General features: G+C 71.7%; 23 protein-coding genes. 15 read left to right on the top strand and 8 right to left on the bottom strand.

What is annotated here, in order from left to right:
- The first annotated feature begins 61 nt into the window (after nucleotides 1-61).
- Nucleotides 62-1,114, top strand: a complete 1,053-nt coding sequence (locus OVA28_RS07965; protein ID WP_268096511.1) for a LacI family DNA-binding transcriptional regulator — start codon at nucleotides 62-64, stop codon at nucleotides 1,112-1,114.
- A gap of 10 nt (nucleotides 1,115-1,124) precedes the next feature.
- Here the strand turns inward: OVA28_RS07965 and OVA28_RS07960 are convergent, their stop codons facing one another.
- Nucleotides 1,125-2,099, bottom strand: a complete 975-nt coding sequence (locus OVA28_RS07960; protein WP_268096509.1) for an AraC family transcriptional regulator — start codon at nucleotides 2,097-2,099, stop codon at nucleotides 1,125-1,127.
- 122 nt (nucleotides 2,100-2,221) lie between these two features.
- Here OVA28_RS07960 and OVA28_RS07955 point away from each other — a divergent pair, with 122 nt between their 5' ends.
- Together OVA28_RS07955 and OVA28_RS07950 are read left to right on the top strand one after the other, a co-directional pair.
- Nucleotides 2,222-2,680, top strand: coding sequence for a MarR family winged helix-turn-helix transcriptional regulator (locus tag OVA28_RS07955; protein ID WP_194661282.1), 459 nt, complete (start codon nucleotides 2,222-2,224; stop codon nucleotides 2,678-2,680).
- A 156-nt stretch (nucleotides 2,681-2,836) separates the two neighbouring features.
- Nucleotides 2,837-2,986 (top strand): hypothetical protein, encoded by a 150-nt coding sequence (locus OVA28_RS07950; protein ID WP_175481309.1) that lies wholly within the window; start codon nucleotides 2,837-2,839, stop codon nucleotides 2,984-2,986.
- A 246-nt stretch (nucleotides 2,987-3,232) separates the two neighbouring features.
- Here the strand turns inward: OVA28_RS07950 and OVA28_RS07945 are convergent, their stop codons facing one another.
- The gene (locus OVA28_RS07945) at nucleotides 3,233-4,246 is read right to left on the bottom strand and encodes a LacI family DNA-binding transcriptional regulator (RefSeq protein WP_268098174.1); all 1,014 of its coding nucleotides are present in this window, start codon (nucleotides 4,244-4,246) and stop codon (nucleotides 3,233-3,235) included.
- 230 nt (nucleotides 4,247-4,476) lie between these two features.
- Between OVA28_RS07945 and OVA28_RS07940 the strand changes: the two genes are divergently transcribed.
- The 6 genes from OVA28_RS07940 to OVA28_RS07915 all read left to right on the top strand — a co-directional run bounded on the left by OVA28_RS07940 (nucleotide 4,477) and on the right by OVA28_RS07915 (nucleotide 10,598).
- Complete coding sequence (locus OVA28_RS07940; RefSeq protein ID WP_194661283.1) at nucleotides 4,477-5,706, top strand: sugar ABC transporter substrate-binding protein; 1,230 nt, start codon at nucleotides 4,477-4,479, stop codon at nucleotides 5,704-5,706.
- A 210-nt stretch (nucleotides 5,707-5,916) separates the two neighbouring features.
- A complete protein-coding gene (locus OVA28_RS07935) occupies nucleotides 5,917-6,789 on the top strand; it encodes a carbohydrate ABC transporter permease (protein WP_416354648.1) in 873 nt (290 codons plus the stop codon).
- Complete coding sequence (locus OVA28_RS07930; RefSeq protein WP_442780772.1) at nucleotides 6,786-7,673, top strand: carbohydrate ABC transporter permease; 888 nt, start codon at nucleotides 6,786-6,788, stop codon at nucleotides 7,671-7,673. The genes OVA28_RS07935 and OVA28_RS07930 overlap by 4 nt, the downstream gene beginning before the upstream one ends.
- Before the next feature lie 50 nt (nucleotides 7,674-7,723).
- The gene (locus tag OVA28_RS07925) at nucleotides 7,724-8,563 is read left to right on the top strand and encodes a ThuA domain-containing protein (RefSeq protein ID WP_268096508.1); all 840 of its coding nucleotides are present in this window, start codon (nucleotides 7,724-7,726) and stop codon (nucleotides 8,561-8,563) included.
- 35 nt (nucleotides 8,564-8,598) lie between these two features.
- Nucleotides 8,599-9,663, top strand: coding sequence for a Gfo/Idh/MocA family protein (locus tag OVA28_RS07920; protein WP_194661439.1), 1,065 nt, complete (start codon nucleotides 8,599-8,601; stop codon nucleotides 9,661-9,663).
- Between the two features lie 140 nt (nucleotides 9,664-9,803).
- The gene (locus OVA28_RS07915) at nucleotides 9,804-10,598 is read left to right on the top strand and encodes an SDR family NAD(P)-dependent oxidoreductase (protein WP_268096506.1); all 795 of its coding nucleotides are present in this window, start codon (nucleotides 9,804-9,806) and stop codon (nucleotides 10,596-10,598) included.
- A gap of 90 nt (nucleotides 10,599-10,688) precedes the next feature.
- Here OVA28_RS07915 and OVA28_RS07910 read toward each other — a convergent pair whose 3' ends face one another.
- The gene (locus OVA28_RS07910) at nucleotides 10,689-11,168 is read right to left on the bottom strand and encodes a MarR family winged helix-turn-helix transcriptional regulator (protein ID WP_194661287.1); all 480 of its coding nucleotides are present in this window, start codon (nucleotides 11,166-11,168) and stop codon (nucleotides 10,689-10,691) included.
- 164 nt (nucleotides 11,169-11,332) lie between these two features.
- Between OVA28_RS07910 and OVA28_RS07905 the strand changes: the two genes are divergently transcribed.
- From OVA28_RS07905 to OVA28_RS07885, 5 genes are all read left to right on the top strand, one after another.
- The gene (locus OVA28_RS07905) at nucleotides 11,333-13,486 is read left to right on the top strand and encodes an MDR family MFS transporter (protein ID WP_268096504.1); all 2,154 of its coding nucleotides are present in this window, start codon (nucleotides 11,333-11,335) and stop codon (nucleotides 13,484-13,486) included.
- Nucleotides 13,487-13,549: 63 nt separating this feature from the next.
- Nucleotides 13,550-14,140 (top strand): TetR/AcrR family transcriptional regulator, encoded by a 591-nt coding sequence (locus tag OVA28_RS07900; protein ID WP_194661289.1) that lies wholly within the window; start codon nucleotides 13,550-13,552, stop codon nucleotides 14,138-14,140.
- A gap of 181 nt (nucleotides 14,141-14,321) precedes the next feature.
- The gene (locus OVA28_RS07895; RefSeq protein ID WP_268096503.1) at nucleotides 14,322-15,722 is read left to right on the top strand and encodes a sensor histidine kinase; all 1,401 of its coding nucleotides are present in this window, start codon (nucleotides 14,322-14,324) and stop codon (nucleotides 15,720-15,722) included.
- Nucleotides 15,716-16,345 carry a response regulator gene (locus OVA28_RS07890; protein WP_194661291.1) on the top strand — a complete coding sequence of 210 codons (630 nt, stop codon included), beginning with the start codon at nucleotides 15,716-15,718 and terminating at the stop codon, nucleotides 16,343-16,345. The genes OVA28_RS07895 and OVA28_RS07890 overlap by 7 nt, the downstream gene beginning before the upstream one ends.
- 96 nt (nucleotides 16,346-16,441) lie before the next feature.
- On the top strand, nucleotides 16,442-17,344 hold the full coding sequence (locus tag OVA28_RS07885) for a hypothetical protein (protein WP_268096502.1): 903 nt from the start codon (nucleotides 16,442-16,444) through the stop codon (nucleotides 17,342-17,344).
- A gap of 145 nt (nucleotides 17,345-17,489) precedes the next feature.
- Here OVA28_RS07885 and opgC read toward each other — a convergent pair whose 3' ends face one another.
- The 4 genes from opgC to OVA28_RS07865 form a co-directional block, all read right to left on the bottom strand.
- A complete protein-coding gene (gene opgC, locus OVA28_RS07880; protein ID WP_268096501.1) occupies nucleotides 17,490-19,982 on the bottom strand; it encodes an OpgC domain-containing protein in 2,493 nt (830 codons plus the stop codon).
- Nucleotides 19,979-20,380, bottom strand: coding sequence for an ATP-binding protein (locus OVA28_RS07875; RefSeq protein ID WP_194661294.1), 402 nt, complete (start codon nucleotides 20,378-20,380; stop codon nucleotides 19,979-19,981). The genes opgC and OVA28_RS07875 overlap by 4 nt, the downstream gene beginning before the upstream one ends.
- Nucleotides 20,377-22,401, bottom strand: a complete 2,025-nt coding sequence (locus OVA28_RS07870) for a glycosyltransferase family 2 protein (protein WP_194661295.1) — start codon at nucleotides 22,399-22,401, stop codon at nucleotides 20,377-20,379. Before OVA28_RS07870 ends, OVA28_RS07875 begins: the two co-directional genes overlap by 4 nt.
- 112 nt (nucleotides 22,402-22,513) lie before the next feature.
- Nucleotides 22,514-23,254: a TetR/AcrR family transcriptional regulator gene (locus OVA28_RS07865; RefSeq protein WP_268096500.1), complete on the bottom strand. Its 741-nt coding sequence runs from the start codon at nucleotides 23,252-23,254 to the stop codon at nucleotides 22,514-22,516.
- Nucleotides 23,255-23,379: 125 nt separating this feature from the next.
- Here OVA28_RS07865 and OVA28_RS07860 point away from each other — a divergent pair, with 125 nt between their 5' ends.
- Complete coding sequence (locus OVA28_RS07860) at nucleotides 23,380-24,306, top strand: NAD-dependent epimerase/dehydratase family protein (RefSeq protein ID WP_268096499.1); 927 nt, start codon at nucleotides 23,380-23,382, stop codon at nucleotides 24,304-24,306.
- Nucleotides 24,307-24,385: 79 nt separating this feature from the next.
- Here the strand turns inward: OVA28_RS07860 and OVA28_RS07855 are convergent, their stop codons facing one another.
- Nucleotides 24,386-25,714 carry a fibronectin type III domain-containing protein gene (locus OVA28_RS07855; RefSeq protein WP_268096498.1) on the bottom strand — a complete coding sequence of 443 codons (1,329 nt, stop codon included), beginning with the start codon at nucleotides 25,712-25,714 and terminating at the stop codon, nucleotides 24,386-24,388.
- Nucleotides 25,715-25,767: the final 53 nt, after the last annotated feature.

The following is a 25,767-nucleotide window of genomic DNA, read 5'->3' as shown; positions in this document are numbered from 1 at the left end:
AACGTTTTCTTTACCAACGCCGACACCCCCGCCAGACGGCGCACACCGGTACGGTGAGCACATGGAGACCGCTGTCGGTGCGCAGCGCGGCCATGACCGCGTGACGATCGGCGACGTCGCGCGCGCCGCCGGGGTGTCCATCCCGACGGTGTCGAAGGTGATCAACAACCGCGACGGCGTGGCCTCGGCGACGATGCTCCGCGTGCAGGAGGTCGTCGAGCGTCTCGGCTACGAGACCTCGCTCGTCGCCAGGAGCCTGCGCAGTTCCCGTACCGGCGTCATCGGGATCCTGGTCCCCGAGTTCGAGCCGTTCTCCACCGAGCTGCTCCGTGGCGTCTCGAGCGCGGCGATCGGCACCGGGTACGAGCTGCTCGCCTACGCCGGCCTCGTGACCGGATCGAGCCAGCCCGGGTGGGAACGCCGCTCGCTCTCCCGGCTCTCCGGCACGCTCATCGACGGCGCCATCGTCGTGACGCCGAGCACGGCGCTGTCGAGCTCGTCCATCCCCGTGGTCGCGATCGACCCGCACACCGGCCCCGAGGGCCACGCCACGGTCGACACCGACAACGCCGGCGGCGCCAGGAGCGCGGTCGAACACCTGCTCGCCCTCGGCCACACCCGGATCGCCCACATCCACGGCCGTGCGGACCTGGCGTCGGCACAGCTCCGCGAGACCGGGTACCGCGAGGCGCTCGCCGCCGCCGGGATCCCGATCGACGAGGACCTCGTCCGCGCCGGTGACTACCAGGAGGACCAGGCCACGGCCGTCGCCTGCGAGCTGCTCACCGCCCCGGACCGCCCGACCGCCGTGTTCGCCGCGAACGACTCCTCCGCGATGGGCGTCCTGCGCGCCGCCGCGGACCTCGGGCTCCGTGTCCCGGAGGAGCTCTCGGTGATCGGGTTCGACGACGTGCCCCAGGCCTCGATGACCTCGCCGCCGCTCACCACCGTCGCCCAGCCCCTGGCCGAGCTCGGCGCCGCGGCGGTCGACATGCTGCTCGCGATGCTCCGCGGCGAACCCGGCCCCGACCACGTGCGGATGACGACGAGCCTCCGCGTGCGGCGGAGCACCGGCCCCGTGCCGACCGAGGTACGGCGCGTCGAAGCCGCCTGACGCGGCGCCCTCAGCGTCGCAGCGTCTGCTTCGGGTACTCGCCGAACCGCTCGTAGTACGCGGCCGAGAACCGGCCGAGATGCGCGAACCCCCAGCGCCGTGCGACGTCACCGACGGTCACCGACTGCGGGTCCTGCTCGAGGAGGTCGTCGCGCACGCGCTCGAGCCGCACCTCGCGCAGGTAGGTCAGGGGCGAGACGCCGAGCACCCGCGCGAAGGACTCCTGGACGCTCCGCACGCTGAGCTCCCCGACGGTGGCGAGGTCGCCGACCGTCACGGGCTCGCGGACGTGGGCGTGCACGTACTCGACCATCGCGCGCAGCCGGGCGTTCCTCGGCAGCGACAGCTCAGCGGGCAGGGCCTCCGAGCGCGGCGGGTACAACCCGAGGAAGGCCTCCGCCGCCGCACGCTTCGCGATCCCCCAGGCCCGGGACTCGACCCCGTCGCGGAGCGCCCGCGACAGGCTGACGAGCGCGTCCCCCCACCGGCCGAGCGCGCTCGCGTCGGGCGCCCGGTGGTGGTCGAACCGCAGGGGCGACTCACCGACGTCGTAGTGGTCGACGGCGACGTCGTGGACCATCGCGCGGGACAGGTGGACCAGGCGCTGGTCGGAGTCGTTGCCGATCACGACGAAGGCCTGCTCCGTCGGGTAGAGCGTGGGGGCGTCACGGCGGGAGTCGACGCGCTCCCCGTCGAGGTCGACGACCACGGACCCCGCGGTCACCCACTGCACGACGTAGTCGTCCCCGGGGTCGACGACGCCACGGACGAAGCCCTGCACGCGGGAGCGGCGGATCGTCACCTCGCTGTCGCCGATCGCCGTGTAGCGGTAGGAGTAGTCGGCACCGGTGCGGCGCGACGTCCACTGACGACCTGCACCGACGGCGGTCAGGTCGCGGACGGCCGACTCGGGGTCGCGTCCGGTGACCTCGATGCGGATCAGGTCGACCGACGCGGACGGACCGTCGTTCTGGGCATCGGGCATCAGTGCACCGCCCGCCACGCCGAGGTGCTGCCTGTGACGTTCTCCTCGCTATCTGGATACGCTGTTGCCCTGACCTGGGCGTAACGTGACGCGCAGCCGAGACGCACGGAGGAGGCGACGGGGTGACGGCCAGCGACCTGGAGCTCGACCTCGACGCCGCGCTCACGCGACTCGACGCCTCGATGGCTGCCCTGCGCAACCGGCTCCGCGAGCACCTGGGCATCGCGGGCGTCGACCTGACCGTCGTGCAGTTCGTGTCCCGCGCCGAGTCCGGCGGACGACCCGTTCGCGTGAAGGACCTGTCCTCGCACCTCGGCATCACCGGGCCGGCGGTCACCAGCGCGGTCGACCGCCTGGAGCGGTCGGGTCACCTGTTGCGCCGCCCGAACCCCGACGACGGACGGAGCCGCCTGATCGAGCTCACGGACACCAGCCGGGAGCAGTACCACGCCGCGATGGACAGCACGAACGAGCACCTGCACGAGCTGATGTCCTCCTTCTCCGATCGCGACAAGGCCCGGTTCGTCCGCATCATCGACCGTGTGGTCCGGGCGCTCGACGGCGGGGCCCCGAGCCCCTGAACGGCAGATTAGAGGGGGCGCGACGAACCTTCGGGTTCATTGTCCGCGGAGCGCAGTTGGATAAGTCTTCTACCTAAATCCGGTCATCGCAAGAGGCTCGGTCGTAGCGTCTGACCCGGTGGGAACACCTGGGGACGGATCAGGACGGAGGACGCTGTGAGCAACTACGACACCGAGCCGGGCATCGACCCGGTCCGCATCACCACCTTCCGGAGGATGCGACGCAAGTGGAAGTTCGGGGAACAGCCGACCGAGGACCAGACGGTCTTCGACGACCTGTTCACCGACACGGCGCGCCAGCGCTGACGCTGCACACACGAGAGCGGCGCGACGTCCCCCGAAGACGTCGCGCCGCTCTCGTGCGTGGTGGGTCGATCCCCGCGTAGAGGGTCGAATCGCGCGTTGGTGGTCGGGTCTTCCGACCACCAACGCGCGATCCCACTTGCCATCGCGAGTGCGATGGGCGCGAACGCGCACCGCGCCGGACGGGAGGCTCGTGCCGGCCTGGCACCGAGCCTCCCGTCCGGTGGGTACGGGCTCCGGCAGCGCGGGTCATGCGGAGCGCGGCGCCGCGGCCGTGGACTCCGCGGGACGGAGGACGCACGGCAGCAGGAAGTGCGGGAGGTCCGCCGAGGTGCCGTCGAGCTGCTCGATGAGGGCGTCGGCCGCCCGCGTGCCGAGCTCCCGGCCGGGCGCGACCATCGTGGAGAGCCGCGGGTAGTGCTGGTCCCCCGCGGCACCGGACGACGCGATGCTCAGCACCGAGACGTCCTCGGGGATCCGGCGTCCGGCGGCGTACAGCCCGACCAGGAGCCCGGCGGACGAGTCGTCCTTCATGACGAGCACCGCGGTGACGTCGGGCGCGGCCTCGAGGAGCTGCCGGGCGGCCTCGCGACCACCTTCGCTCCCGGCCTCCGAGTACACGACGGTCCCGGTGAGCCCGCGGTCGGCGATCGAGCGCTCGAAGGTGGCCTCCACCCGGAGGTGCGGCGCGTAGCCCTCCATCGGGGTGCCCGCCAGGTCCTCGAGCACGAGTCCGAAGTGCCGGTGCCCGAGCTCCTCGAGGTGGTCGAGGCTGTCCTCGATCGTCGTCTCGAAGTCGATGTCGACGTAGGGCAGCCCGCTGCTGTCCCGGGTCCGGCCGATGAGCGTGAAGGGGACGTCGAGTTCGGAGAGCTTGGCGACGCGGGGGTCGTCCATGCGCACCTCCATGAGCACCACCCCGTCGACGAGCCCCCCGGAGACCAGGTCGTCGAGGTCGTCACCAGCGGGGTCGACCGGCCAGAGCACCAGGTGGTAGCCGCGCTCGGACGCCCGCTCGGCGGCGGCCATGAAGAACTCCGACGTGGTGGGGCTGAACCGGTTGCCGGTCGTCGGGAACAGCAGCGCGATGATCCGGGTGCGGCGTGACGCGAGCGCCCGGGCGACGACGTTGTTCCGGAACTTCAGGTCGCGCATCGCCGCCTTCACCCGCGCGGTGGTGGCGGGCGTGACGTACTTCGTGCCGTTGACCACGAAGGAGACGGTGGCGATGGACACGCCGGCGCGGTCGGCGACCTGCTGCATCGTGGCCAAGGCGGTTCCTGCTCTCGGGGTCGTGGTCTGGACCAGCCGAGGTCGTACCGACATCGAACTGAGACGTTCCCAGCTTAGCGGGACCATTTGCAGAAAAGCGCTTTACAGGCAAAGCGCTTATCTGTTAGCTTCTCGCCTCAAGAAGACCCGCGACGACGACGTCCCGAGCGTCGGCGACGCGTGCCTGACCCCAAGCACCCGTCAACGAGAAGAGCTATGCAATGAAGCCCAGCCTCCCCTCCACGTCACGCAGGATCCGTGCCCTCGTCGGCGCCGTCGCGGTGGTCGCCGCGATCCCCCTCGTCCTCACCGGGTGCTCCGGCAGCGGTGCCGCGTCGTCCGGTGGCAAGACCCTCACGATCGAGGACTACTACGCGGCGAACTACAACCCGATCTACAAGCAGTGCGCCAAGACGGTGGACGCGAAGCTCACCATCAACCACGTCGCCGGCGCCGGCCTGATCGCGAAGGTGCTGCAGCAGGCATCGTCCCGGTCGCTGCCCGACGTGCTCATGCTCGACAACCCCGACGTGCAGCAGATCGCCGCCTCCGGCGCCCTGTCCGACCTCGGTGACTACGGCCTCGACGCCAGCGGCGACGTGCCCGGCGTCAAGGCGGCGAACACGTACAAGGGCAAGCTCTACGGGCTGCAGCCGGCGACGAACTCGATCGCGCTGTACTACAACAAGAAGCTCCTCGCCGACGCCGGTGTCCAGCCGCCCAAGACGTGGGACGAGCTGCAGGCGGCCGCCAAGAAGCTCACGAAGGGGTCGACCTACGGCTTCGCGATGAGCAACATCAACACCTACGAGGGCACCTGGCAGTTCCTGCCGATGTTCTGGTCCAACGGCGGGGACGAGAAGGACATCGCCACCCCCGAGGCCACGCAGGCCCTGCAGTTCGTCGAGGGCCTGCAGAACGACGGCTCGATGTCGAAGAGCTCGATCAACTGGGCGCAGGCCGACGTGAACAGCCAGTTCATCGCCGGCAAGGCCGCCATGATGATCAACGGCCCGTGGCAGCTCCCCGCGCTGAACGCGGCGAAGAACCTCGAGTTCGACAGCGTCCCGATCCCGACCCGGACCGGCGAGGCGACCGTCGCACCGCTCGGCGGCGAGGCGTTCACCGTCCCGCAGACCGGCAACAAGGACACCATGACGCTCGCCGGCAAGTTCGTCGGCTGCCTCAACTCCGTGAAGATGCAGAAGGTCATCGCCGGCACCACCGGCAACGTCCCGACGAACATCGAGGCCGGCGCCGCCTGGGCCACGGACCACCCGGAGGTCGCCTCCTTCGTCACCACGGTGAAGACCGCTCGCGCCCGCACGGGTGAGCTCGGACCCGACTGGCCCAAGGCCGCGACGAAGATCTACACCGCCGTCCAGCTCGCCCTCACCGGCAAGGCCGACCCCGAGGCAGCGCTCAAGCAGGCGCAGTCGCAGAGCCAGTAGTGCGGACGGAGTCGGCCGTCCGGTCGACTCCCTCCACGGGGAGCCGGTCGTCCGGCCGGCTCCCCGCCCGGTGGTGAACGCGGGAGCCGGTCGTCCGGTCGACTCCCTCGGTGGTGAACGAGAGGAACCGGCGTGAGCGCCTCAACACAGACCCGACCACGGACCCAGGTGCCCGTGGTCCCCCAACGACCCGGCCAGCGGCGAGCGCGCATGCGGGCCGGCATGACCCGGTGGCTCTTCGTGGTCCCGGCAGCCGTGTTCGTCGCGCTGTTCTTCGGCTACCCCGTGGCCAAGAACATCGTGATGTCCTTCCAGGACTACACGACGAAGACCTTCTTCACGGGCGAGGCCCCCTGGGTCGGCCTGAGCAACTACATCGCCGTGTTCCAGAGCTCGGTGTTCGCGACGAGTGTCGTGAACACCGCCCTGTTCACGGCCGGCTCGATCATCCTGCAGTTCGTCATCGGGCTGAGCCTGGCGCTGTTCTTCCGCCGCCACTTCCCGCTGTCGGGCTTCCTGCGCGGCCTGCTCCTGCTGCCGTGGCTGCTCCCCCTCATCGCCTCGAGCGCGGTGTGGAAGTGGCTCCTCGACCAGGACAGCGGTGCGCTCAACCAGCTCCTCGGCGTGGTCGGGATCGCCCCGGTGCCGTGGCTGGTCAGCCCGAGCCTGGCGCTCCTCGCCGTGATCGGCGTCAACGTGTGGCTCGGCATCCCGTTCAACACGACGATCCTCTACAGCGGGCTGCAGTCCGTCCCACCGGAGCTCTACGAGGCCGCGTCGCTCGACGGCGCCACGGGCATCAAGGCCTTCCGGTACATCACCTGGCCGAGCATCCGGTCGGTGGTGAGCGTCGTGATCGTCCTCGGGGTGGTCTACACGTTGAAGGTCGTGGACATCATCCTCGGCCTCACCGGAGGCGGGCCGGCGAACTCCACCCAGACGCTCGCGACCAACGCGTACCACCAGTCCTTCATCAACTTCCAGTTCGGCATCGGAGCCGCGGTCAGCAACGTGCTGATCGTCGTCTCGTTCGTCTTCGCGATGGTCTACATCGCGATCTCCCGGAAGGCGGTCGACGAATGAGCGTCGGGATCGTGAACCAGACCGTGACCGCGACCCGCGCGATCACCACCAGGCGCGGCGCGAAGGTCCCGCGACCGCGCGGCAAGCGGGGGATCCCGCTGACCGTCCTCGGCATCGTGTTCCTCGCGATCATGGTGTTCCCCGTCTACTGGATGGTGAACACGAGCTTCCAGGCGACCTCGGGTGCGGCCACGGCGACGTGGTTCCCCCTGGCGCCGACGCTCGCCGGCTACCGCGCGGCGCTCGAACAGCAGGGCCAGAACTTCGTCTCGAGCATGGTGATCAGCCTCGGGACCGTCGTCCTGACGCTGGCCGTCGCCACCCCGGCGGCGTACGGCCTCGCCCGGTTCCGGATGCGTGGCACGCGGGTCTTCCTGCTCGTGCTGCTCATCACGCAGATGATCCCGGCGATCGTCATCGCGAACGCCCTGTACACGCTGTTCAACAACGTGGGGCTCCTGAACAGCTACGTCGGCCTGATCCTCGCCGACAGCGCCGTGCAGGTGCCGTTCGCCATCCTGCTGATGCGCGCCTTCATGGAGTCGATCCCGCCGAGCCTGGTCGAGGCGGCCCTGGTCGACGGAGCGAGCGACTTCCGGGCGTTCGTGTCGATCGTCGTCCCGATCAGCCGGAACGCCATCGTCACCGCGGCGCTGTTCACGTTCCTCGGGGCCTGGGGCGACTTCCTCATCGCCCTCACGCTGACCTCGACGACCGCGGTCCGCCCGATCACGCTCGGCATCTACAACTACATCGGGTCGAACGTCACCGACTGGGGGCCCGTGATGGCGACGAGCGTGCTGGCGTCCCTGCCGGCCGCCGTGCTGCTGATCTTCGCGCAGCGGTACATCTCCGCCGGCGCCCTCGGCGGAGCCGTCAAGTGACCCACACATCCGAACGACACGACCCCGATCAGGGAAGAAGAAGCAACGACATGAGCGACACGACCACCACACCGCTCCGCATCACCGTCTGGGGCGAGAACGTCCACGAGCAGGTCGAACAGCACGTCGCCGAGCGGTACCCCGACGGCATGCACGGCGCGATCGCCGACGGCATCCGCGAGAACCTGCCCGACGCCGTCGTCCGCACCGCGACCATGCAGGACCCCGAGCACGGCCTGACCGACGAGGTCCTCGCCCAGACCGACGTCCTCACCTGGTGGGGCCACGCCGCGCACCAGGACGTCGACGACGCCGTGGTCGACCGCGTGCACAAGCACGTGCTGTCCGGCATGGGCCTGATCGTCCTGCACTCGGGCCACTGGTCGAAGATCTTCGGCAAGCTGATGGGCACCACCTGCACGCTCCGGTGGCGCAGCGAGCACGACCAGGAACTCGTCTGGACCGTGAACCCGCAGCACCCGATCACGCGCGGCGTCCCGAACCCGATCGTCATCCCCGAGCAGGAGATGTACGGCGAGTACTTCGACGTGCCGACCCCCGACGAGCTCGTGTTCATCTCGGGCTTCACCGGCGGCGAGGTGTTCCGGAGCGGCATGACCTACCGACGCGGCCTGGGGAAGATCTTCTACTTCTCCCCCGGTGACCAGGACTTCCCCGTGTACCACCACCCCGACGTCCGCCGCGTGATCGCGAACGCCACCGAGTGGGCACGGCCCGAGCGCGAGCGGGAGGTCCCGACGCTCCGCCGCTACGACCTCGGCGAGTACTTCGACGGCCAGCACTACCGCGGCCCGTTCGACGACGCCCCCGTCGAGGACGCGGCAGCCGAGCACGACGCAGCCCCGCTCGACGCCGAGGTCCGGGCGTGACCGCCCTCCGCGTCGTGCAGGTCGGCGCCGGCGGGATGGGCCGCGCCTGGCTCAGCACCGTCGCCGCCGACCCGGACGTCGAACTCGTCGGCATCGTGGACCTGGACCTCGACGTCGCCCGTGCCGGTGCCGAACTGGCCGGCGACCCCGGGATCCCGGTCGGCACGAGCCTGACCGCCCTGGCCGCCGAGACCGGGGCCGAGGCCGTGCTCGACATCACCGTGCCCGTCGCCCACCACCCCATCACGCTCGAGGCCCTGCACGCCGGCCTCCCCGTGCTCGGCGAGAAGCCCGCGGCGCAGACCGTCGCCGAGGCGCTGTCCCTGGCCGCCGCCGCCGAGGCCACCGGCGAGCTGTTCATGGTGTCGCAGTCGCGGCGCTACAACGACCAGCTCGTCGCGTTCCGGCAGCACGTCCGCGACCTCGGCGACCTCGGCACGCTGAGCACCCGCTTCGCGAAGGCCCCGCACTTCGGCGGTTTCCGCGAGGAGATGGACGACGTCCTGCTCCTCGACATGGCCATCCACCCGTTCGACTCGGCCCGCTACGTGCTCGAACGCGACCCGGTGTCGGTCTACTGCGAGTCGTACAACCCCTCGTGGTCCTGGTACCGCGGTGACGCAGCGGCCGCAGCGGTCTTCACCTTCGAGGGCGACGTCCGCTACGTCTACGACGGCTCCTGGTGCGCACCCGGAGCCGAGACGTCCTGGAACGGCGACTGGCGGGCATCGGGCGCGGAGGGCACCGCGCTGTGGGACGGCGACCACGACCCGTCGAGCGACCGTGACGGCACCCCCGGCTCCCCCGAGGCCGCCCCCGGCGTCGGGACCGAGATCGGCGGTGCCCTGACGTCCTTCGTGCGTGCACTCCGCACCGGGGTCACCCCGGACGGCGAGGTGCACACGAACATCATGAGCCTCGCGATGGTCGAGGCCGCGATCCGCTCCACCAGGACCGGCACCCGCATCGTCATCGACGAGGTGCTCGAGCAGGCCCACGCCGACGCGCTGGCCGCGGAGCGGCACGACGCGGTGCGCGAGCGCCTCGCGGCGTGGGGGTCCGTCCGGAGCGCGCTGACGAGTGCGGTGCCCGCTGGCTGATCCGGCACCGGTTGCTCCGGCAGCACGAGACGGACGGGAGGCTCCCCACCAGCTGGTGGGGAGCCTCCCGTCCGTCGCGGGCTGCGGCAGAGCGGACGACGGGGGACGATGGAGGTCCACCCACGAACCAAGGAGCTCCCGTGCAGATCGACCTCGGCGGCAGGACCGCCCTCGTGACCGGATCCACCCAGCGCATCGGCCTGGCGATCGCCACCGGACTCGCGTCGGCCGGTGCGTCCGTCGTGGTGAACGGCCGCTCCGAGGAGAGCACGGCGCGGGGCGTCGACGCCGTCCGCGACGCCGTGCCCGACGCTTCGGTGCGCGGGGTCGCTGCCGACCTGGCGACGGACGAGGGCACGGCGACGCTCTTCGCGGCACTGCCCCGGGTCGACGTGCTCGTGAACAACCTCGGGGTGTTCGGCAGCGCCGACGCGCTGGGCATCGAGGACGACGAGTGGCGCCGCTTCTTCGAGGTGAACGTCATGGTCGGCGTGCGGCTGACGCGGCAGTACCTGCCCGCGATGACGTCGGCCGGCTGGGGCCGGGTGCTGTTCATCGGCAGCGACTCGGCCGTCGTCACCCCGGCGGAGATGATCCACTACGGCATGACGAAGACCGCGCTGCTCGGGGTGTCCCGCGGGTTCGCGAAGGCGGCGGCCGGCTCCGGCGTCACCGTGAACAACGTCCTCGCAGGGCCGACGCACACGGGTGGCGTCGAGACCTTCGTGCGCGAGCTCGTCGGGGACGACCTGCCGTGGGACGAGGCGCAGCGGGAGTTCATGAAGGAGCACCGGCCGCAGTCGCTGCTGCAGCGGCTGATCGAGCCGTCGGAGATCGCGAACATGGTGGTGTACCTGGCGTCACCGCTCGCCTCGGCGACGACGGGTGCTGCGGTGCGGGTGGACGGCGGGTACATCGACGCGATCCTGCCGTAGGGCGGGTGCGCCCGGGACGTCTCCGACACGGGGTCCGCGTCAGCGCGAGCGGGACGGGTCCGCGACAGCGCGAGCGGGACGGGGTCCGCGTCAGCGCGAGCGGACAGCCGCGCCGAGGACCTCGTCCGCGCGGTCGTTCAGCCGCCCGAGCAGCGCGGACAGCGCCCGCAGGTCGTCGTCGGGGAACACCTCGATGAGCTCGTCGAAGACCTCGTCCCCGTGCGCGTCGAGCACATCGAGCAGGCGCTGACCGGCGGGAGCGACCTCGAGCAGGCTCGCGCGGCCGTCCTCGGGGTCCGTCGTGCTCGCCAGGTGCCCGGCCGCGACGAGTGAGCCCACGCGACGGCTGACCACGGGCCGCGACAGCCCGGTCAGCTCGGCGACGACGGTCGAGCGCACCGGCCCGAGGCGTTCGACCGCGCGCAGGATCACCCGCGCCGTCGCATCGAGCCCACCCCGGTCCTCGATGAGCACCGAGCGCAGGGCCTGCCGCACCCACAACCGGTCGAGCTGCTGGCGGAGTGCGCGCTCGGAGTCGCCGCGCGTGGCGGCGGGCTGGTCATCGGTCACGTGCCAAGACTAGGGCGCTCATTTAGTTGCTTGCTGGAAGCATCTAGTGTAACTTTGCACTCGCTGCAAGGTCGAGAACGGTGCCGACGCCCACCCCACGGGTCCGCGCGACGGTGCGTCCGGTCTCCCGAGCAGCCGCCCCACCGATCGAACCGAAGGAACCCATGTCAACCGCCACCGCACCGGTCCAGGTGCACCGCGGACGTCACGGCGCCTCCGCAGCCGGCACGCCCGGCTCCGGGCAGCCGCTCATGACGCACCGCCAGATCCTGCTCGTCATCTACGGCCTGATGGCCGGCATGTTCCTGTCCTCGCTCGGGCAGACCGTGTTCGGCACCGCCATCCGCACCATCGGTGACGACCTGCACGGGCTCGACCAGCAGGCGTGGGTCACGACGGCGTACCTGATCACGTCGACCATCGCGACGCCGATCTACGGCAAGCTCTCCGACATCTTCGGCCGCCGCCCGCTCTACATCTTCGGCATCGTGGTCTTCATCCTCGGCGCCGTGCTGTCGTCGATGTCCACGTCGATGCTCATGCTCGCCGGCTTCCGCGCCGTGCAGGGCATCGGTGCCGGCGCGCTGATGTCGCTGCCGCTCGCGATCATGGGCGACATCCTCGCGCCGCGTGAGCGCGCCAAGTACCAGGGCTACTTCCTGGCCGTCTTCGGCATCTCGAGCGTCATCGGCCCGCTCATCGGCGGCCTGCTCGCCGGCACGAGCGAGATCCTGTTCATCACCGGCTGGCGCTGGGTGCTCCTGATCAACGTGCCGATCGGCATCGCCGCGCTCCTCATGGTCATCGTGTTCCTGCACCTGCCGAAGGTGCACGACGCGAGCGCCAAGCCGCGCGTCGACTGGTGGGGTGCGACCGCCGTCATCGTCACGCTCGTGCCGCTGCTGCTCGTCGCCGAGCAGGGCCGCATCTGGGGCTGGGGTTCCGCTGCAGCCATCGCCTGCTACGTGATCGGCGTCGTCGGCCTGGTCGCCCTGCTCGTCATCGAGTCGAAGATGGGCGACGCGGCGATCATCCCGCTCAAGCTCTTCCGTTCGGGCACGTTCTCGATGGCCACGGTCATCGGGTTCCTGGTCGGGTTCGCGATGTTCGGCGCGATGCTCACCATCCCGCTGTACCTGCAGATCGTCGTCGGGCTCAGCCCCACCGAGTCCGGCTTCGCCACGCTGCCCCTGGTCGGTGGTCTGATGATCGCGTCCATCACGTCCGGGCAGATCGTCGCCCGGGTGGGCCGCTACCGCATCTTCCCGGTCATCGGCACGGCCCTGGTCTCGATGGGCTACGTCGTCCTGACGTTCATGTCCATCGACAAGCCGCTCTGGTTCCTGATGATCGGCATGTTCCTCATCGGGCTCGGCCTCGGATCTGTGATGCAGTCGCTGACCCTGGCCTCGCAGGGCTCCGTCGAGGCGAAGGACATGGGCGTCGCGACCAGCTCGGCGACCTTCTTCCGCCAGATCGGCGGCACGCTCGGCACCGCCGTGCTGCTCTCGATCCTGTTCTCGGTGATGCCGGCGAACATCCTCAGCGCCACCGCGGACAAGGGCAACCTGACCGGTGGCCTCGATGCCGCGCTCAACCCGGCCGTCGCCTCCGCACCGCGGAACGCCGGCGTGATGGACCAGATCTGGGACCCGATCGTCACCCCGCTGCGCCAGCAGGTGGAGTCCGGCCTCGCCGACGGCACCGCCGCCGCGAAGCAGGCAGCCGACCAGGCCGTCACCCAGCAGGTCACCGCCGCCGTGCAGCAGCAGGTCGCAGCGGGTGCCGTGCCCGCAGCCGCCGCAGCCGAGGTCATCGACCAGCAGGTCGCCGTCGCGCGGCCCGCCGCCGAGGACGCCGCGCTCGAGCAGGCCGCCGACCAGGCGCACGCCACCGTCGAGAACGGCGCCCTGGCCGTCGACTGGTCGGACCCCGACCAGCGCGCGTACTACGTGGAGCAGGCCGTGCCGTCGATCATCAAGGAGCTCAACGGCTCCGCGAAGGGCGACTCGGGTGCGTCGAGCACCAACGACACCTCGTTCCTCACCGGTGCCGACACGGCGCTGACGCGACCGTTCATGGCCGGGTTCAACGCCTCGTCCGTGGCGATCTACTGGGTCGGGCTCGGGGTCATCCTGCTGGCGTTCGTCCTGACCTGGTTCTTCAAGGTCCCGCCGCTGCGACAGCGCTCGGCCCTGCAGGAACGCGCCGACATCTCCGCCGAGGCCGAACTCGAGGCCGACGCCGGTCTCGCCGCGGCCGAGGCCGGGTCCTTCACCGGTCCGATGACCGGCTCCACCCCGACCACCCGTCGGTGACCGACCGGGTCCTGCGCCGTGTTCCCCTTCCCGGCGCAGGACCCTTCCACCAGGGACGAGAACGTGACCCCCACCGCACTGCCCACCGGCGCGGAGCCCTGCGCCTCCCTCCGCGAGCGGAAGAAGCAGCAGACCCGCCAGGCCATCCACGACGCCGCACTCCGGCTCGTCGGTGAGCAGGGCCTCGGCGGGGTCACCGTCGAGCAGATCTGCGCCGAGGCGGACGTCTCCCCGCGGACCTTCTTCAACTACTTCCCGTCCAAGGCGGACGCGGCGCTCGGCTTCCCGCCGAACTCCGTGCCTCCGGCCGTCCGGGCGCGGTTCCTCGCCTCGGACGGCCCCCTGGTGCCCGACCTGTGCGACCTCGTCGGGCACACCGTGGCCCTCCCCCAGGACCGGCACCGCGCCCGTGACCTCGTCGAACGGCACCCCGAGGTGATGCCGACGATGCTCGACTGGATGGCTGCCGTCCGCGCCGCCGTCATCGAGGTCGCGGCCGAGCGCACCGACCGGCAGACGGCCAGGACCGCCGTGACCCTCGTGATGGCCGCGCTCATCGAGCTGGCACAGCGCACCACGGTCGCGGACAGCGACGAGCTCGCCGCGACGCTGCGCGTCGTGGTCACCGAGATGGGCGCGATGACCCGCGTCTGACGGCCTGGAGGCTCCCCACCAGCTGGTGGGGAGCCTCCAGTCCGGCGCGGTGCCAGCTGGGCGAGCGGGATCGCGCGTCGGGGGTCGGAACTTCCGACCCCCGACGCGCGATCCGACCTGCCACGCGCGGATCGACCCGCGACGCGCAGTCCGACCGCCCTCCCGCGGCTACGGTGACCATGTGCCCCGAGCAGCGCCGACGACCGACCCCAGCGCCTCCGACGGCGGCGGCCTGCTCGTCGTCGCTCCCGACGCCCGCCGTCGCTCAGCGCGCACCACGCCGTGGGGCCGCGTCCTCGTGGGCGTGGTCCTCGTCGCCCTGCTCGGCGGCGCCGCGGTGGCCACGGTCGGGACCCTCGTGTCGCAGCGCACCGCCGAACGCTTCGCGGTCGAGGACGCCACCGAGGACACCGCGGCCGTCGCCCGCTCCGTCGTCGAACCCGCGCTGCTCGACGCCATCGCCGACCACGACCCCGCCGAGCGCGCTGCAGCCGCGGACGAGCTCGCCCGTGCCGTCCGGGGTGTGACCACGGCGAGCGCCGCCGTCCGCGTGAAGCTCTGGGCGCCGGACGGCACCGTGCTCTGGTCGGACGAACCCCGGCTGATCGGGCAGCGGTTCGCCCTGTCGGAGGAGGACCTCGAAGCGCTCGAGACCGACCGGTCCGACGCCGAGGTGTCCGACCTGACGGAGCCGGAGAACCGCTACGAACGCGGTCAGGGGCGGTTGCTCGAGGCGTACCAGGCGGTGCACACCCCGTCGGGCGCACCGCTGCTGCTCGAGGTCTACTACCCGTACGACGCGGTGCTGGCCAGCGCTGCCTCGCTCTGGTCGGCGTTCGCGACGCTCGCATCCGGGACGGTGGCGGTCGCCGTGGCCCTGCTCCTGCCCGTCGTGCTGTGGCTGCTGCTCCGGCTGCGGGCAGGTCAGCGGGAGCGGGAGCGGCTGCTCGTGCGGGCGCTCGACGCGGAGACCGCCGAGCGTCGTCGTCTGGCGGCGGACCTGCACGACGGGCCGGTGCAGGACATCGCGGGGCTCGCCCTGTCCCTCGGCGCCGCGGCCCGCACCACGACCGGCCCCGGGTCGGCCGTGCTCGACGAGTCCGCCACGACACTGCGGGCGGCCGTGTCGACGCTGCGGTCGTCGATGTCGGCGATCCAGCCACCGGTGCCCGACCGCGCGGGGCTCGTCGCGGCACTCGACGACGCCACGGCCCGGGGTCGTGCGGCCGGTGTGCGGACGGTCGTGACGGTGCCGGCGACGATCGACGCCTCCCCCGCCGCACTGCTCGCGACGGTGCGGTTCGTCCGCGAGTCGGTCGCGAACACGGTCCGGCACGCAGGGGCATCGACGGTCGAGGTCGTCGTCCGTCGAAGCCTCGAGGACCTCGTCGTCGTGGTCGTCGACGACGGTGTCGGGTTCGACGCGGACACCGTCCTGTCGACACGGCGGAGCGGCCACCTCGGCACGACGCTGCTGCGCCAGATCGCGGAGGACGCCGGTGGTGCCCTCCGTCTCCGCACCACGCCGGACACCGGCACGCGGTGGGAGCTGTCGATCCCGGCTGGAGGGAGCACATGGTGAGGGTGCTGCTCGTCGACGACCACGCCCTGGTGCGGAACGGACTGCGTGCCGTGCTCGACACGACCGACGACTGCGAGGTCGTCGGCGAAGCGGCCACCGGCGAGGACGCCGTCGAACTCGCTGCCGTGCTGCTGCCCGACGTCGTCGTGATGGACCTGTCGATGCCCGGCGCGGGCGGGGCTGCGGCGACGCGGGCCCTGCGTGCGCGGGTACCCGCTGCCCGGGTGCTCGTGCTGACGACGTTCGCCGACGACGAGCGGGTCCGCGCTGCCCTGGTCGCCGGTGCCACCGGGTACCTGCTCAAGGACGCGGACCCGGACGACGTCGTGCGCGGGGTCCGGGCGACGGCGCGGGACGAGGCACCGATCGATCCCCGCGTCGCCCACGGCCTGCTGCCCGCCGACCCGGCAGGTGCGAGTGCGTCGGAGTCGGCGCCCGCGATGCCCCCGCGGGAGCGCGACGTGCTCGTCCGCCTGGCGCGTGGGCTCTCGAACCGGCAGATCGCCAGCGAACTCGGCATCGCCGAACGCACGGTGAAGGTCCACGTCGGCAGCGTCTTCCGGCGCATCGGCGTCGCGGACCGCACCAGCGCGGCGCTCTGGGCGCGGGACCACGGCTGGTGACGGGGTACTAGTACCAAGGTCCGATGGTGGTGCCGTGGTGGACCGGCGACGATCGTGCCGAGGGGTCGAACCGCCCCGCAGACCAGGAGGCACACCATGGACCACACCCTCGAACCCCGCCGCACCGCGCACGGTCGCGCGGCCCGCGGTCGCACCGTCGGCCTGGCCGCCGCGATCGCCGCGGTCACCGTCGCGGCCGTCGCCCTCGTCGGGGTCGCCCCGGCACAGGCGTCCGGGAAGACCTCGACGGGCGGGGACTACGCCGTCACCGTGAACGGCACCACCACGAACCCCGCCGTCGGCAAGGACTTCAAGCTCCGGGACACCGCCGTCTCCGGCACGATCGCGGTGCGCGGCAAGCACAACGGCTTCGACATCCGGGTCGCCGACCTCGGCGTGTACGACTACACGCTGACGGGAGCCCCGGACACGCAGCGGATGGTCACGAGGCCGACCGTGGTGTTCGCGTCGAAGGTGCCGTCGCTGACCGCCGCGCAGCTGTCCGGCACGCGGCTGTCGTCGCTCGAGGTCCGGGACGACACCCTCGTCGCGATCTTCAGCACCGGCGCCGGCAAGTTCAAGATCCAGGCGAAGGACGGCGCCCAGGGCGGCGTCTTCCAGATGGAGACCGAGTTCGCCGGCCCCGTCACGTTCACGCACACGCTCGGCGCCGGGCTGTTCTACTTCACCAACCCGTACACGGGGAAGATCAACTTCGGTGACGGCACCCCGGCGGTGACCTCGGGCAGCGGGGCGCACCAGATGCTCCTCGGCAAGGACAGCCCGCAGGTCGCCACGAAGACCTCGCAGACGGCCACCACCACGACGTGGACCGTCCAGCCCGGCGGTCGCCTCGGCGGCGTGCTCGGCGAGGACGCCGTCGAGCTGAGCGCCGGAGCGACCAACTGCACGAGCGACTGCCAGGCACAGAACCAGATCCACGGGTCGCTCCCGGTGCCGCCGGACCCGGTGGACCCGACGCCGCTCGCGACGCGCTGACCACCGGACGGGAGGCTCGGTGCCAACCCGCACCGAGCCTCCCGTCTGTCGCGGTGCCAGCTGGGCGAGCGGGATCGCGCGTAGCGGGTCGGAAGTTCCGACCTTCGACGCGCGATTCGACTGCCGACGCGCGGAAGGTCCCGCGTCAGCGGGGGATGACCGAGAACAGGAACTTGCGGCGGATCATCACCCAGACGAGCAGGATCAGCGCCGAGTGCACGGCGAAGCCGATCCACCCGTTGCCCCAGTCGACGCCCGGGATCGACGCGATCGCCAGCGCGAAGAACACCTGCCAGACGAACACGTAGAGGCTCGCCTGGCCGATCGGGATCCACAGCCAGCCGAGGACGGCGCTGATCGGCTTCCAGAACACGGTGAGCAGCGCGTAGGACACGATCGCGAAGAACGCGATGTCGACCAGGCGCCCCCACTGCAGGTCGACGCGCTGGTACGCCGTGTTGTAGAGCTGGTCGTACATCGACGCCGGGAACGGCACAGGCGTGAACCCGACCTGCGCGGCCGCCCAGACGTAGACCAGGAACGCCGCGTAGCCGACGACCCCGACGCCGATGAGCACCTTCCCGAGGCGGCCGGTCAGCGCGCCGACGACCTGCCGCCGGTAGTAGCCGAGCACCAGACCGTGCGTGAAGACGATCTGCCAGGTGAGGAGCGGGAACACCGCCTCGAACTGGGAGTGCAGCGGCTGGAAGGACGGGTTCAGGGCCTGGAACACGTACAGCGCCCAGCTGCCGGCGAGCACCGCCCACCAGAAGCCCCGACGGATGACCCAGAGCAGCGGCGGGATGAACAGGCTCAGCACCACGAACAGGCCCATGATGTTGAACGGCCACGGGCCCATCTCGAGCAGCAGGAACTGCCGGATCGCGTACCAGGGCGGCGGGTACGCCAGGAGCTGCATGGCGTTCGGGTAGAGGTCGTAGACGCGCCCCTCGGCCCCGACGCCTCCGGTGCCGGTCCCCCGGTCGGTGAAGGTCGTGATCGCGTCCGTGTCCAGGAACGGCACGAAGCTCAGCACGAACACCACCGCGATCACCACGAGCGTGACGAGGTACTGCTTCCGCGCGCGCTTCCACGCACCGACCGCCGCCGCCCACTCGCCGAACCGCTTGATCGCCAGCGGGTACGTCATGCCGAGGACCATGCCGGACAGGAACACGAACATCTCCGCGCCCGTGATCGCCCCGATCGCGTGCAGCGTGATGAACGAGTACGGGCCGCCGATCTCGATGTGGGTGATGACCACCGCGAGGATGATGAACCCGCGGAACAGGTCGAGGCGCAGGTCACGCCCGGGCTTGCCGTCGTCCGGGTAGCGCCAGCGCGGCAGGAGCCGGCCGACGAGACCGCTGAGCAGGAACGCCAGGGCGAGGCCCACCGCGACCCAGACGATCCAGGCCATCTGGTCGCCGCCGGTGTCGAGCTGCTGGTTCGTCGCGGCGGCGCCGTCCCGGTGCGTCACCTCCTCGGTGACGGGGCCGGTCACGAACCGGTCGGTGGCGAGGAGGTCGCGGCGGAAGGTCTCCGCCACACCGCGGTCGGCCGTGTCGCGCCAGTCGGCCAGGCGGTTGCCGGCCTCGGGCTCGCGCCGGTTCGTCTCGACGAAGGTCACCGCGCGGACGTACGGACGGTCCTGCACCGCCGCGAACACCTGGTTCCACCACCCCTGCTTCACCGGGAGCTCGTCGGCGCCGCGCAGCGCGTGGTCGTACAGGGCACCGGTGTCGAGCAGCATCGGACGGTCGTGGCCGACGGCGAAGCGCTCGGAGAACGTCTGCGGCTGCTGCCGGTCGTAGCCCCAGCGCTCGTCGAAGCGGGCCGCGACCTCGCCGGCGGTGGGGACCTCGTTCGTCATCAGCGCGACGCCGCGTCCGGCGGCCTGGGTCGCCGCGCCCTTGCCGAAGGAGAACATCGACAGCCCGACCCAGTCCACGGCGGTGTCGCCCGGCCAGTACGGCCCGTAGGGGTCGTCCGCGGCGGTGAGCGCGCCGTCGCCGTTCGTGTCGAGGCGTTCGACGTCGGTGGCCGACAGGTCGCGGAGCCGTCCGGCCGACTCCCCGAACGGGTAACCGGCACCGTACGACGGCGACCAGACCATCGCCGCGTCGGACGACCCGGCGTGCACCGCCTCGGCGAGCCCCTGGAACGCCCGGACGTACTGCGTCGGCTGCTGACCCCACCGGACCCACGTGCCGTTCATCTGCGGCGCGAACCGCACGAGCAGCTGCGTGCCGTACTGCCGGTGGATGCGCTCGAACAGGCTGTTCGTGCGCCGGGCGTCGGCGGCGGTCAGGGACCCGAGGGCGACCCCGGGCTCCAGCCCGACGACGAGGGTCGCGCCCTGCGCCGCGGCTGCGCGGGCCGAGCGCAGCAGCAGGCGTTCGGCGGTGCGGTCGAGCGGGTACTGGATCTCCACGCCGTAGGTGGACGGGGTGGCACCGAGCCGTCCCTCGTAGCCGTCGGGGGCGTCCGCACCCCAGTCGAGGTCCGGGCCGAACCACGCCTTCCCGCTCGGCGGAGCGATCGGGCCCGTCGCCGCCTGCGCGGGTGCGATGCCACCGAGCAGCAGCGTGCCGGCGGTGACGATGAGGGCGATCAGGCGGACGAGGTGTCCCCTCACCGCTCGCACACCAGGGTCCAGATGTTGTGGCCGTGCTCGTGCCGGTGCTCCAGCCGGTCGAGCGCCGCCAGCGCCAGCGCCAGTCCGCGCCCGCTCTCGGCCTCGGCGTCCGCCATCGTCACGGCGGCGAGGTCGATGTCGACGGGCAGCCCGTTGTCGCGGAGCACCGCTGTGAAGGTGTCGTCCGTGGCCTCGAGCTGCACGGTGTACCGCCGCCCCTCCTGCTGGTCGCGGCGTGCAGTGTGCTCGACGATGTTCGCCGCGATCTCGGCCAGCGCGGTCTCGAGCGCGAACCGGTGCGCGACGTCGTCGACGCCGAGGCCGTCCCACCAGGTGGCGAAGCGGTCCTGCACCGTGTCGAGGCTGGTCGGGACGGCGGGGACGTCGAACGTGGTCACAGGGGTCCTCCGGCGGTGCTCGACGTGTGGCCGGACTGCCCGGTGGGGGCCGGTCCGCGGTACAGCACCGCTCGGATGACGATGCTGAAGATGACGAGGTCGAAGACGACCCAGGCGGTGTTGACGAGCGGCGCGACCCCGGACGCCTGGCCCGTGAGGTACCGGACGCCGATCAGGAGCAGCGCGGCGACGAGCGACCCCATCGCGAACAGCTGCGGCCGGACCAGGTCCCACCGGGGCTTCATCGCGGTCTCGTCGCGGACCTTCGGGGTCACGCGGAACCCGAGGGGCTTGCCGCGGAACACGTTCTCGAACGCGCTGGTCACGCTCTCGATCCACACCGGGAACAGCGCGAGCGAGTACTGCTGCCCGCGCCAGGTCGGCCGGCCCGCGGCGACGACCCAGAACAGCAGCTGGTTGAGCACCAGGAAGGGGATGAGCCGGGCGAAGAAGTCGACGCTGTAGGCCTGCACCGGGACGACGCCGAACGACAGGCACAGCACCGGCGCGGCGATGTACACGATCGCCGCGAAGCCGGACAGGTAGCTCCACATGGTCGAGAAGTACATGAGCCGCTGCCCGAACGACAGGCCCTTCTGCACCAGGGGGTTCTCGCGGAAGAACACCTGCATCGTGCCCTGCGCCCACCGGAGTCGCTGGACGAGCATCGTCGGCAGGTCCTCGGGCGCCAGGCCCTTCGCCAGGATCTCGTCGTGGTACGCCGACCGCCAGCCGAGCCCGTGCAGGCGCATCGCGGTCGCCATGTCCTCGGTCACGGAGATCGTCGCCAGCGGCATGATCGGCTGGGCCTCGTCGCCGCGGTTCACGTCGACGGCCCTGGCCAGCACGGAGATCGCCTCGATGGCCGCGACGGGCGAGGCGTTCCGCTGCCCGAGGACGTCGAGCGCGGCGTCGTCGAGCCCGGCGAAGGTGTCCGCGTCGGTCGACATCGCCGCGAGTTCCTGCAGGTCGTTCCGCACGGACTCGAGGTCGGCCGCGGCGAACCGGAACGCGATGGCGTCGATGCCGCGCTGGAACTCGTACGTGACGTCGCCGAGGGGCTCGTCCGCGGCCATCTGGTCGCGGGCACGGTCCACCACGGCCTCGGCGTCGTCGAGGGCGCCGAGGACGCGCGGGTCGGTCTCGTCCTCGCGGGCGCGGGAGAGCAGGCGGCGGGAGGTCACCAGCGTGCGGCGCACCGAGGTCTCGACCTCGTGCACGTAGCGGGAGATGCCGAGCTGCATCAGCGCCTCGCGCCGGAGGACCGCGTTCGACCCGCAGAAGAACGCGGCGTTCCAGCCGTCCTTCGACTGCTGGATGGGGCCGTAGAACAGCGGCGCCTGACTGCCGAGCAGGTCGGCGTCCGGCACGTTCTCGAACCACTGCGGCGTCTGCACGAGCGCCATCCGCGGGTCCTTGAAGTACCCGAGCGTGCGGTCGAGGATCGCCGGGTCGGGCACCTGGTCGGCGTCGAGGATGAGCAGGAACTCCCCCTGCGTCGACAGCAGGGCGTTGTTGAGGTTCCCGGCCTTGGCGTGCCGGGGGCGGTCGACCCAGTCCTGCCCGCGGGTGACCACGCCGAGCCCGGCCTGCTCCGCCGCCGCACGCATGTCGGCGCGGTTGCCGTCGTCGAGGATCCACGTGCTGTGCGGGTACCGGATGGCCTTCGCCGCGAGCGCGGTGCGCATCACCAGGTCGACCGGTTCGTCGTAGGTGGTGATGAAGACGTCCACGGTGACGTCGGTCGTGGGCGGGGTCGGCGGTTCGCCCCGCTCGCGGAGCTTCCAGGCACCGAACGCGAAGAGCAGCGAGTCGATCACGCTGTACGTCTCGGCGAGGATCAGCGGCACCGCGATCCACCACGAGTGCCAGTTCACCGACGCCGCCCAGCGCCAGCCGACGTAGTTGATGCCCGCCAGCGAGGCCAGCACGGCGACCGTCCGCACCGTCACCAGTCGCCGACGCCCGGTGCTCCCACCGAGGCGCCGTCGGTCCTGCCTGCTGACGTCGAGCGCGGTCACCCTGAGGCTCCCGATCCGACGACGTCCGTCTTGCTCCGCTGCACCGTTGCTCCTGATCGCGCGGGGTGGTTGGTCCTCGCCGTCGGGTCTCGGCTCGGGTGTCCGGACCTGTCTACCTCAGGGGAGGCGCCGTTGTCACGCCCCCGATCGCGGAGAAGCCGATGTCAGCGGCGAGCCGTTCGACGAGCCGGTCGAAGTACTCGGCGTGGTCCGCGACGACTCCGACGGTGTGGCCGAAGAGCTCGAAGGACACCGCGCCGAACAGGGTCGTCCACGCCATGATCGTCCGCATGACGGCCTCGGCCGGGGCGTCGTCGGTGATCCCGCGCGACCGGACGTAGGCGAGCGCCGGTGCGAGCACGTCCCCGACCGCGGCCGGCGCCGGCGCGACCGAGGGCGTCGGGACCGCACGGTCGGCCATCGCGTCGACCGCGATCCGAACCAGCACCTGCGTGACCCTGGTCGCCGGCTCGATCGTCTCCTGCGGTGCCGCGTACCCGGGAACGGGGCTGCCGTAGAGCAGCGCGAAGTCGCCCGGGTGCTCGAGGGACCAGGTCCGCACGGCCCGGCACGCGGCCGTCCACCGCCCGCCGACGTCCGTGCGCTCGTGCCCGGCGTCCGCCCGTTCGACGGCCTCGCCGAGCTCGTCGTAGTCCTGCACGAGCAGCGCGGTGAGCAGGTCGTCGCGGCTCGGGAAGTACCGGTAGACCGCCGAGGAGACCATGCCGACGTCCCGGGCCACCGCGCGGAGGCTCAGCTGCGCGGGCCCCTCCCCCGTCAGGCGCACCCGCGCCGCGTCGAGGATCCGGGAGCGGAGTGCCTGTCGGGCCAGTGCGCGTGCCGTCTCGACCATCCGCCCACCCTGGCACGCGAGAGCGGTGCCCACAACGAGAGCACCGCTCTTGCGCGGGTGCGCACGGCATGCGATGCTCGGCGGGTCGAGAGCAGTGCTCTCGTTCACCCGAGGAGAGGAACCCCATGTCGGAGCACCACCTGGTCGTCGGCGCCGGCCCCGTCGGCCGCCACGTCGCCGCACTGCTCGTCGGCCGCGGCGACCGCGTCACGGTCGCCAGCCGCTCGGGTCGGGACACCGGGGTCGGAGGCGCGGCACACGTCGCGCTCGACGCCTCCGACGCCGACGCGCTCACCCGGGCCGCGGAGGGTGCGGCGGTCCTGTACAACTGCGCGAACCCGGGCGACTACGCGCAGTGGGCGGCGACCTGGCCGCCGCTGGCCGCCGCGCTGCTGACCGCGGCCGAACGGACGGGTGCCGTGTACGCCGTCACCGGGAACCTGTACCCGTACGGCCCCGTCGAGGGCCCGATGCACGAGGGCCTGCCGGACGCGGCGACGGACGCCAAGGGCGTCCTCCGGGCCCGGATGTGGCAGGACGCCCTCGACGCCCACCGCGCAGGGCGCGTCCGGGCCGTGGAGGTGCGCGCGTCCGACTACGTGGGCACCGGCACCGGGGTGAACGCCCACGTCACCCGCGTGCTGCCCGGGGCGCTCCGGGGGAAGGGCGCCTGGATGATCGGTCGGACCGACCTGCCGCACACCTTCACGGACGTGCTCGACGTCGCGAGGACGCTCGTCCGAGCGGCGGGCGACGGGTCAGCGCACGGTCGGACGTGGAACGTGCCCTCGAACCCGCCGACCTCGCAGGCGCAGGCCCTGACCGACGTGCTGGCCGCGGCGGGGAGGCCACCGGTGCGGGTCCGCGGCCTGTCCGTGCCCGCGGTCCGTGCGCTCGGCGTCGTCACACCGGTGCTGCGGGAGATGGTGCCGCTGCTGTACCAGTGGACGGCCCCGTACGTGCTCGACGACTCCGCGGCCCGCGCGCACTTCGGCATCGAGCCGACGCCGTGGGACGAGGTCTGCCGGCGGACCCTGGTGGGCGTCGCCTGACCGACGAACCGCCGGCACCACGCGAGGAGGGCCCAGCACCGCGGTGCTGGGCCCTCCTGATGTGCGCTGGTGTCGTCGGTCAGATGACGAGCAGGCGGCTGAACTGCGCGCTGGCGAGCTGCTGCGCAGCACCACCGGCGGCCGGCAGACGCCAGAGCCCGGGCGTCGGACCGCTGTCGACGTCGATGAACACGTCGCCGGCCTCGTCCGCAGCACCCACGTTGGCGCCGCGGTTGCCAGCGGTGACGCCGCTCACCGGCACGGTGGTCGTCGTGCCGTCAGCGGCGCGGACGACCGTCGTCGTGATCGAACGGTCCACGCCACAACCGGTCGGCGTGTACTCGGACGGCGTCGGGCACCAGGCTGCCGACTGCGCCAGGCGGAAGCCGGCGGAGTTGGTGGCGCCGTACTCGAACGCGAGCTTGGGCTCGGCCGAGGTCCACGTGGTCGCACCGGCCGGCAGGGCCTGCCAGATGTAGGCACCGGCAGCGCCCGGCGACAGCCAGTTCACGTACAGCCCGCCGCGTCCGTCGGCGATCATCGTGCGGACGTAGCCGAAGGTGCCGGTCGCGCCGGAGCTGAGCGTGCGGGTGGTGGTCGTCCCCGACGGGGTCCGGCTGGTGACGGAGGCCTTCGTGGTGTCACCGGTCCACGCGGAGACGGTGCCGTCACGGCCGACCGCCCACGTGATGCCGGTGCTCGGCAGGACCGTCACCGGGGTGCCACCGGTGACCGGCAGCTCCTTGACGGCGCCGGAGACCGAGTCCTGCCAGTACAGGTTGCCCGCGACGTCCGAACGGAGGTCGGCGGTCAGGTGCAGCCCCGTCGCGATCGTCTGGGGTGCGCGGCCACCGACCGGGTACATCACGATCGAGGTCAGGTCGGCCGAGGGCACGAACACGTCACCGCGGTCGTCGGCCGTGTAGCCGGCACCGTTCGCGGCGATGGTCGTGGCGGCGGTGGAGCCGTCGGTGCCGAAGCGCACGACGGCGCCGGACGCGTCGAGTGCGAAGAGCGACTGCGACTCGGTCTCCGCGGGAGTCCCCGTCGCCGTGTACCGGACCTTCACGGCCGGCCCCGTCGTCGACTTCGCACCGACGGCGCGGACGGCGAACGTGTAGGTCGTCCCGGCGTGCAGGGCGCCGAAGCGGTCCCAGCGCGCCGATGCGCCGAGCCGGTCGACACCGTTGTCGGGCTGCTCCTCGGCGGGCGTGACGGCCACGGTCCACCCGACGACCTTCGCGCCGCTCCGCGGCAGCGACCACTGGACGGTGGCCTGGTCGGCGGCGCCGACGACCCGCACCGAGGTCGGCGCACCCGGCTTCGTTGCCGGTGCGGCCGTTGCCGGGAGCGCCCCGGTGACGACGAGCGCGGCTGCTGCCGCGACGGTGAGCACTGTCTTGAACACGATCATTCCCCTGTCCACGCGACTTCCCGTCGCGTCCCGGGGACATGCAAGCA

It is taken from the genome of Curtobacterium sp. SL109, assembly GCF_026672405.1.
Lineage (GTDB): Bacteria > Actinomycetota > Actinomycetes > Actinomycetales > Microbacteriaceae > Curtobacterium.
The sequence above is the reverse complement of the archived record's forward strand: the minus strand, read 5'-3'. Positions and strand labels throughout refer to the sequence as shown.

Bases quoted from the DNA above. Each gene is read 5' to 3' on its own strand.
- OVA28_RS07945 (WP_268098174.1), bottom strand. From the start codon at position 4,246: ATGCAGCAGGTCGCCGACCGCGCCGGCGTGTCCATCGCCACCGTCTCC.
- OVA28_RS07865 (WP_268096500.1), bottom strand. From the start codon at position 23,254: ATGGTCGAGACGGCACGCGCACTGGCCCGACAGGCACTCCGCTCCCGG.
- OVA28_RS07890 (WP_194661291.1), top strand. From the start codon at position 15,716: ATGGTGAGGGTGCTGCTCGTCGACGACCACGCCCTGGTGCGGAACGGA.
- OVA28_RS07925 (WP_268096508.1), top strand. From the start codon at position 7,724: ATGAGCGACACGACCACCACACCGCTCCGCATCACCGTCTGGGGCGAG.
- OVA28_RS07920 (WP_194661439.1), top strand. From the start codon at position 8,599: ATGGGCCGCGCCTGGCTCAGCACCGTCGCCGCCGACCCGGACGTCGAA.
- OVA28_RS07940 (WP_194661283.1), top strand. From the start codon at position 4,477: ATGAAGCCCAGCCTCCCCTCCACGTCACGCAGGATCCGTGCCCTCGTC.
- OVA28_RS07885 (WP_268096502.1), top strand. From the start codon at position 16,442: ATGGACCACACCCTCGAACCCCGCCGCACCGCGCACGGTCGCGCGGCC.
- OVA28_RS07960 (WP_268096509.1), bottom strand. From the start codon at position 2,099: ATGCCCGATGCCCAGAACGACGGTCCGTCCGCGTCGGTCGACCTGATC.
- OVA28_RS07935 (WP_416354648.1), top strand. From the start codon at position 5,917: ATGCGGGCCGGCATGACCCGGTGGCTCTTCGTGGTCCCGGCAGCCGTG.
- OVA28_RS07965 (WP_268096511.1), top strand. From the start codon at position 62: ATGGAGACCGCTGTCGGTGCGCAGCGCGGCCATGACCGCGTGACGATC.
- OVA28_RS07930 (WP_442780772.1), top strand. From the start codon at position 6,786: ATGAGCGTCGGGATCGTGAACCAGACCGTGACCGCGACCCGCGCGATC.
- OVA28_RS07860 (WP_268096499.1), top strand. From the start codon at position 23,380: ATGTCGGAGCACCACCTGGTCGTCGGCGCCGGCCCCGTCGGCCGCCAC.
- OVA28_RS07905 (WP_268096504.1), top strand. From the start codon at position 11,333: ATGTCAACCGCCACCGCACCGGTCCAGGTGCACCGCGGACGTCACGGC.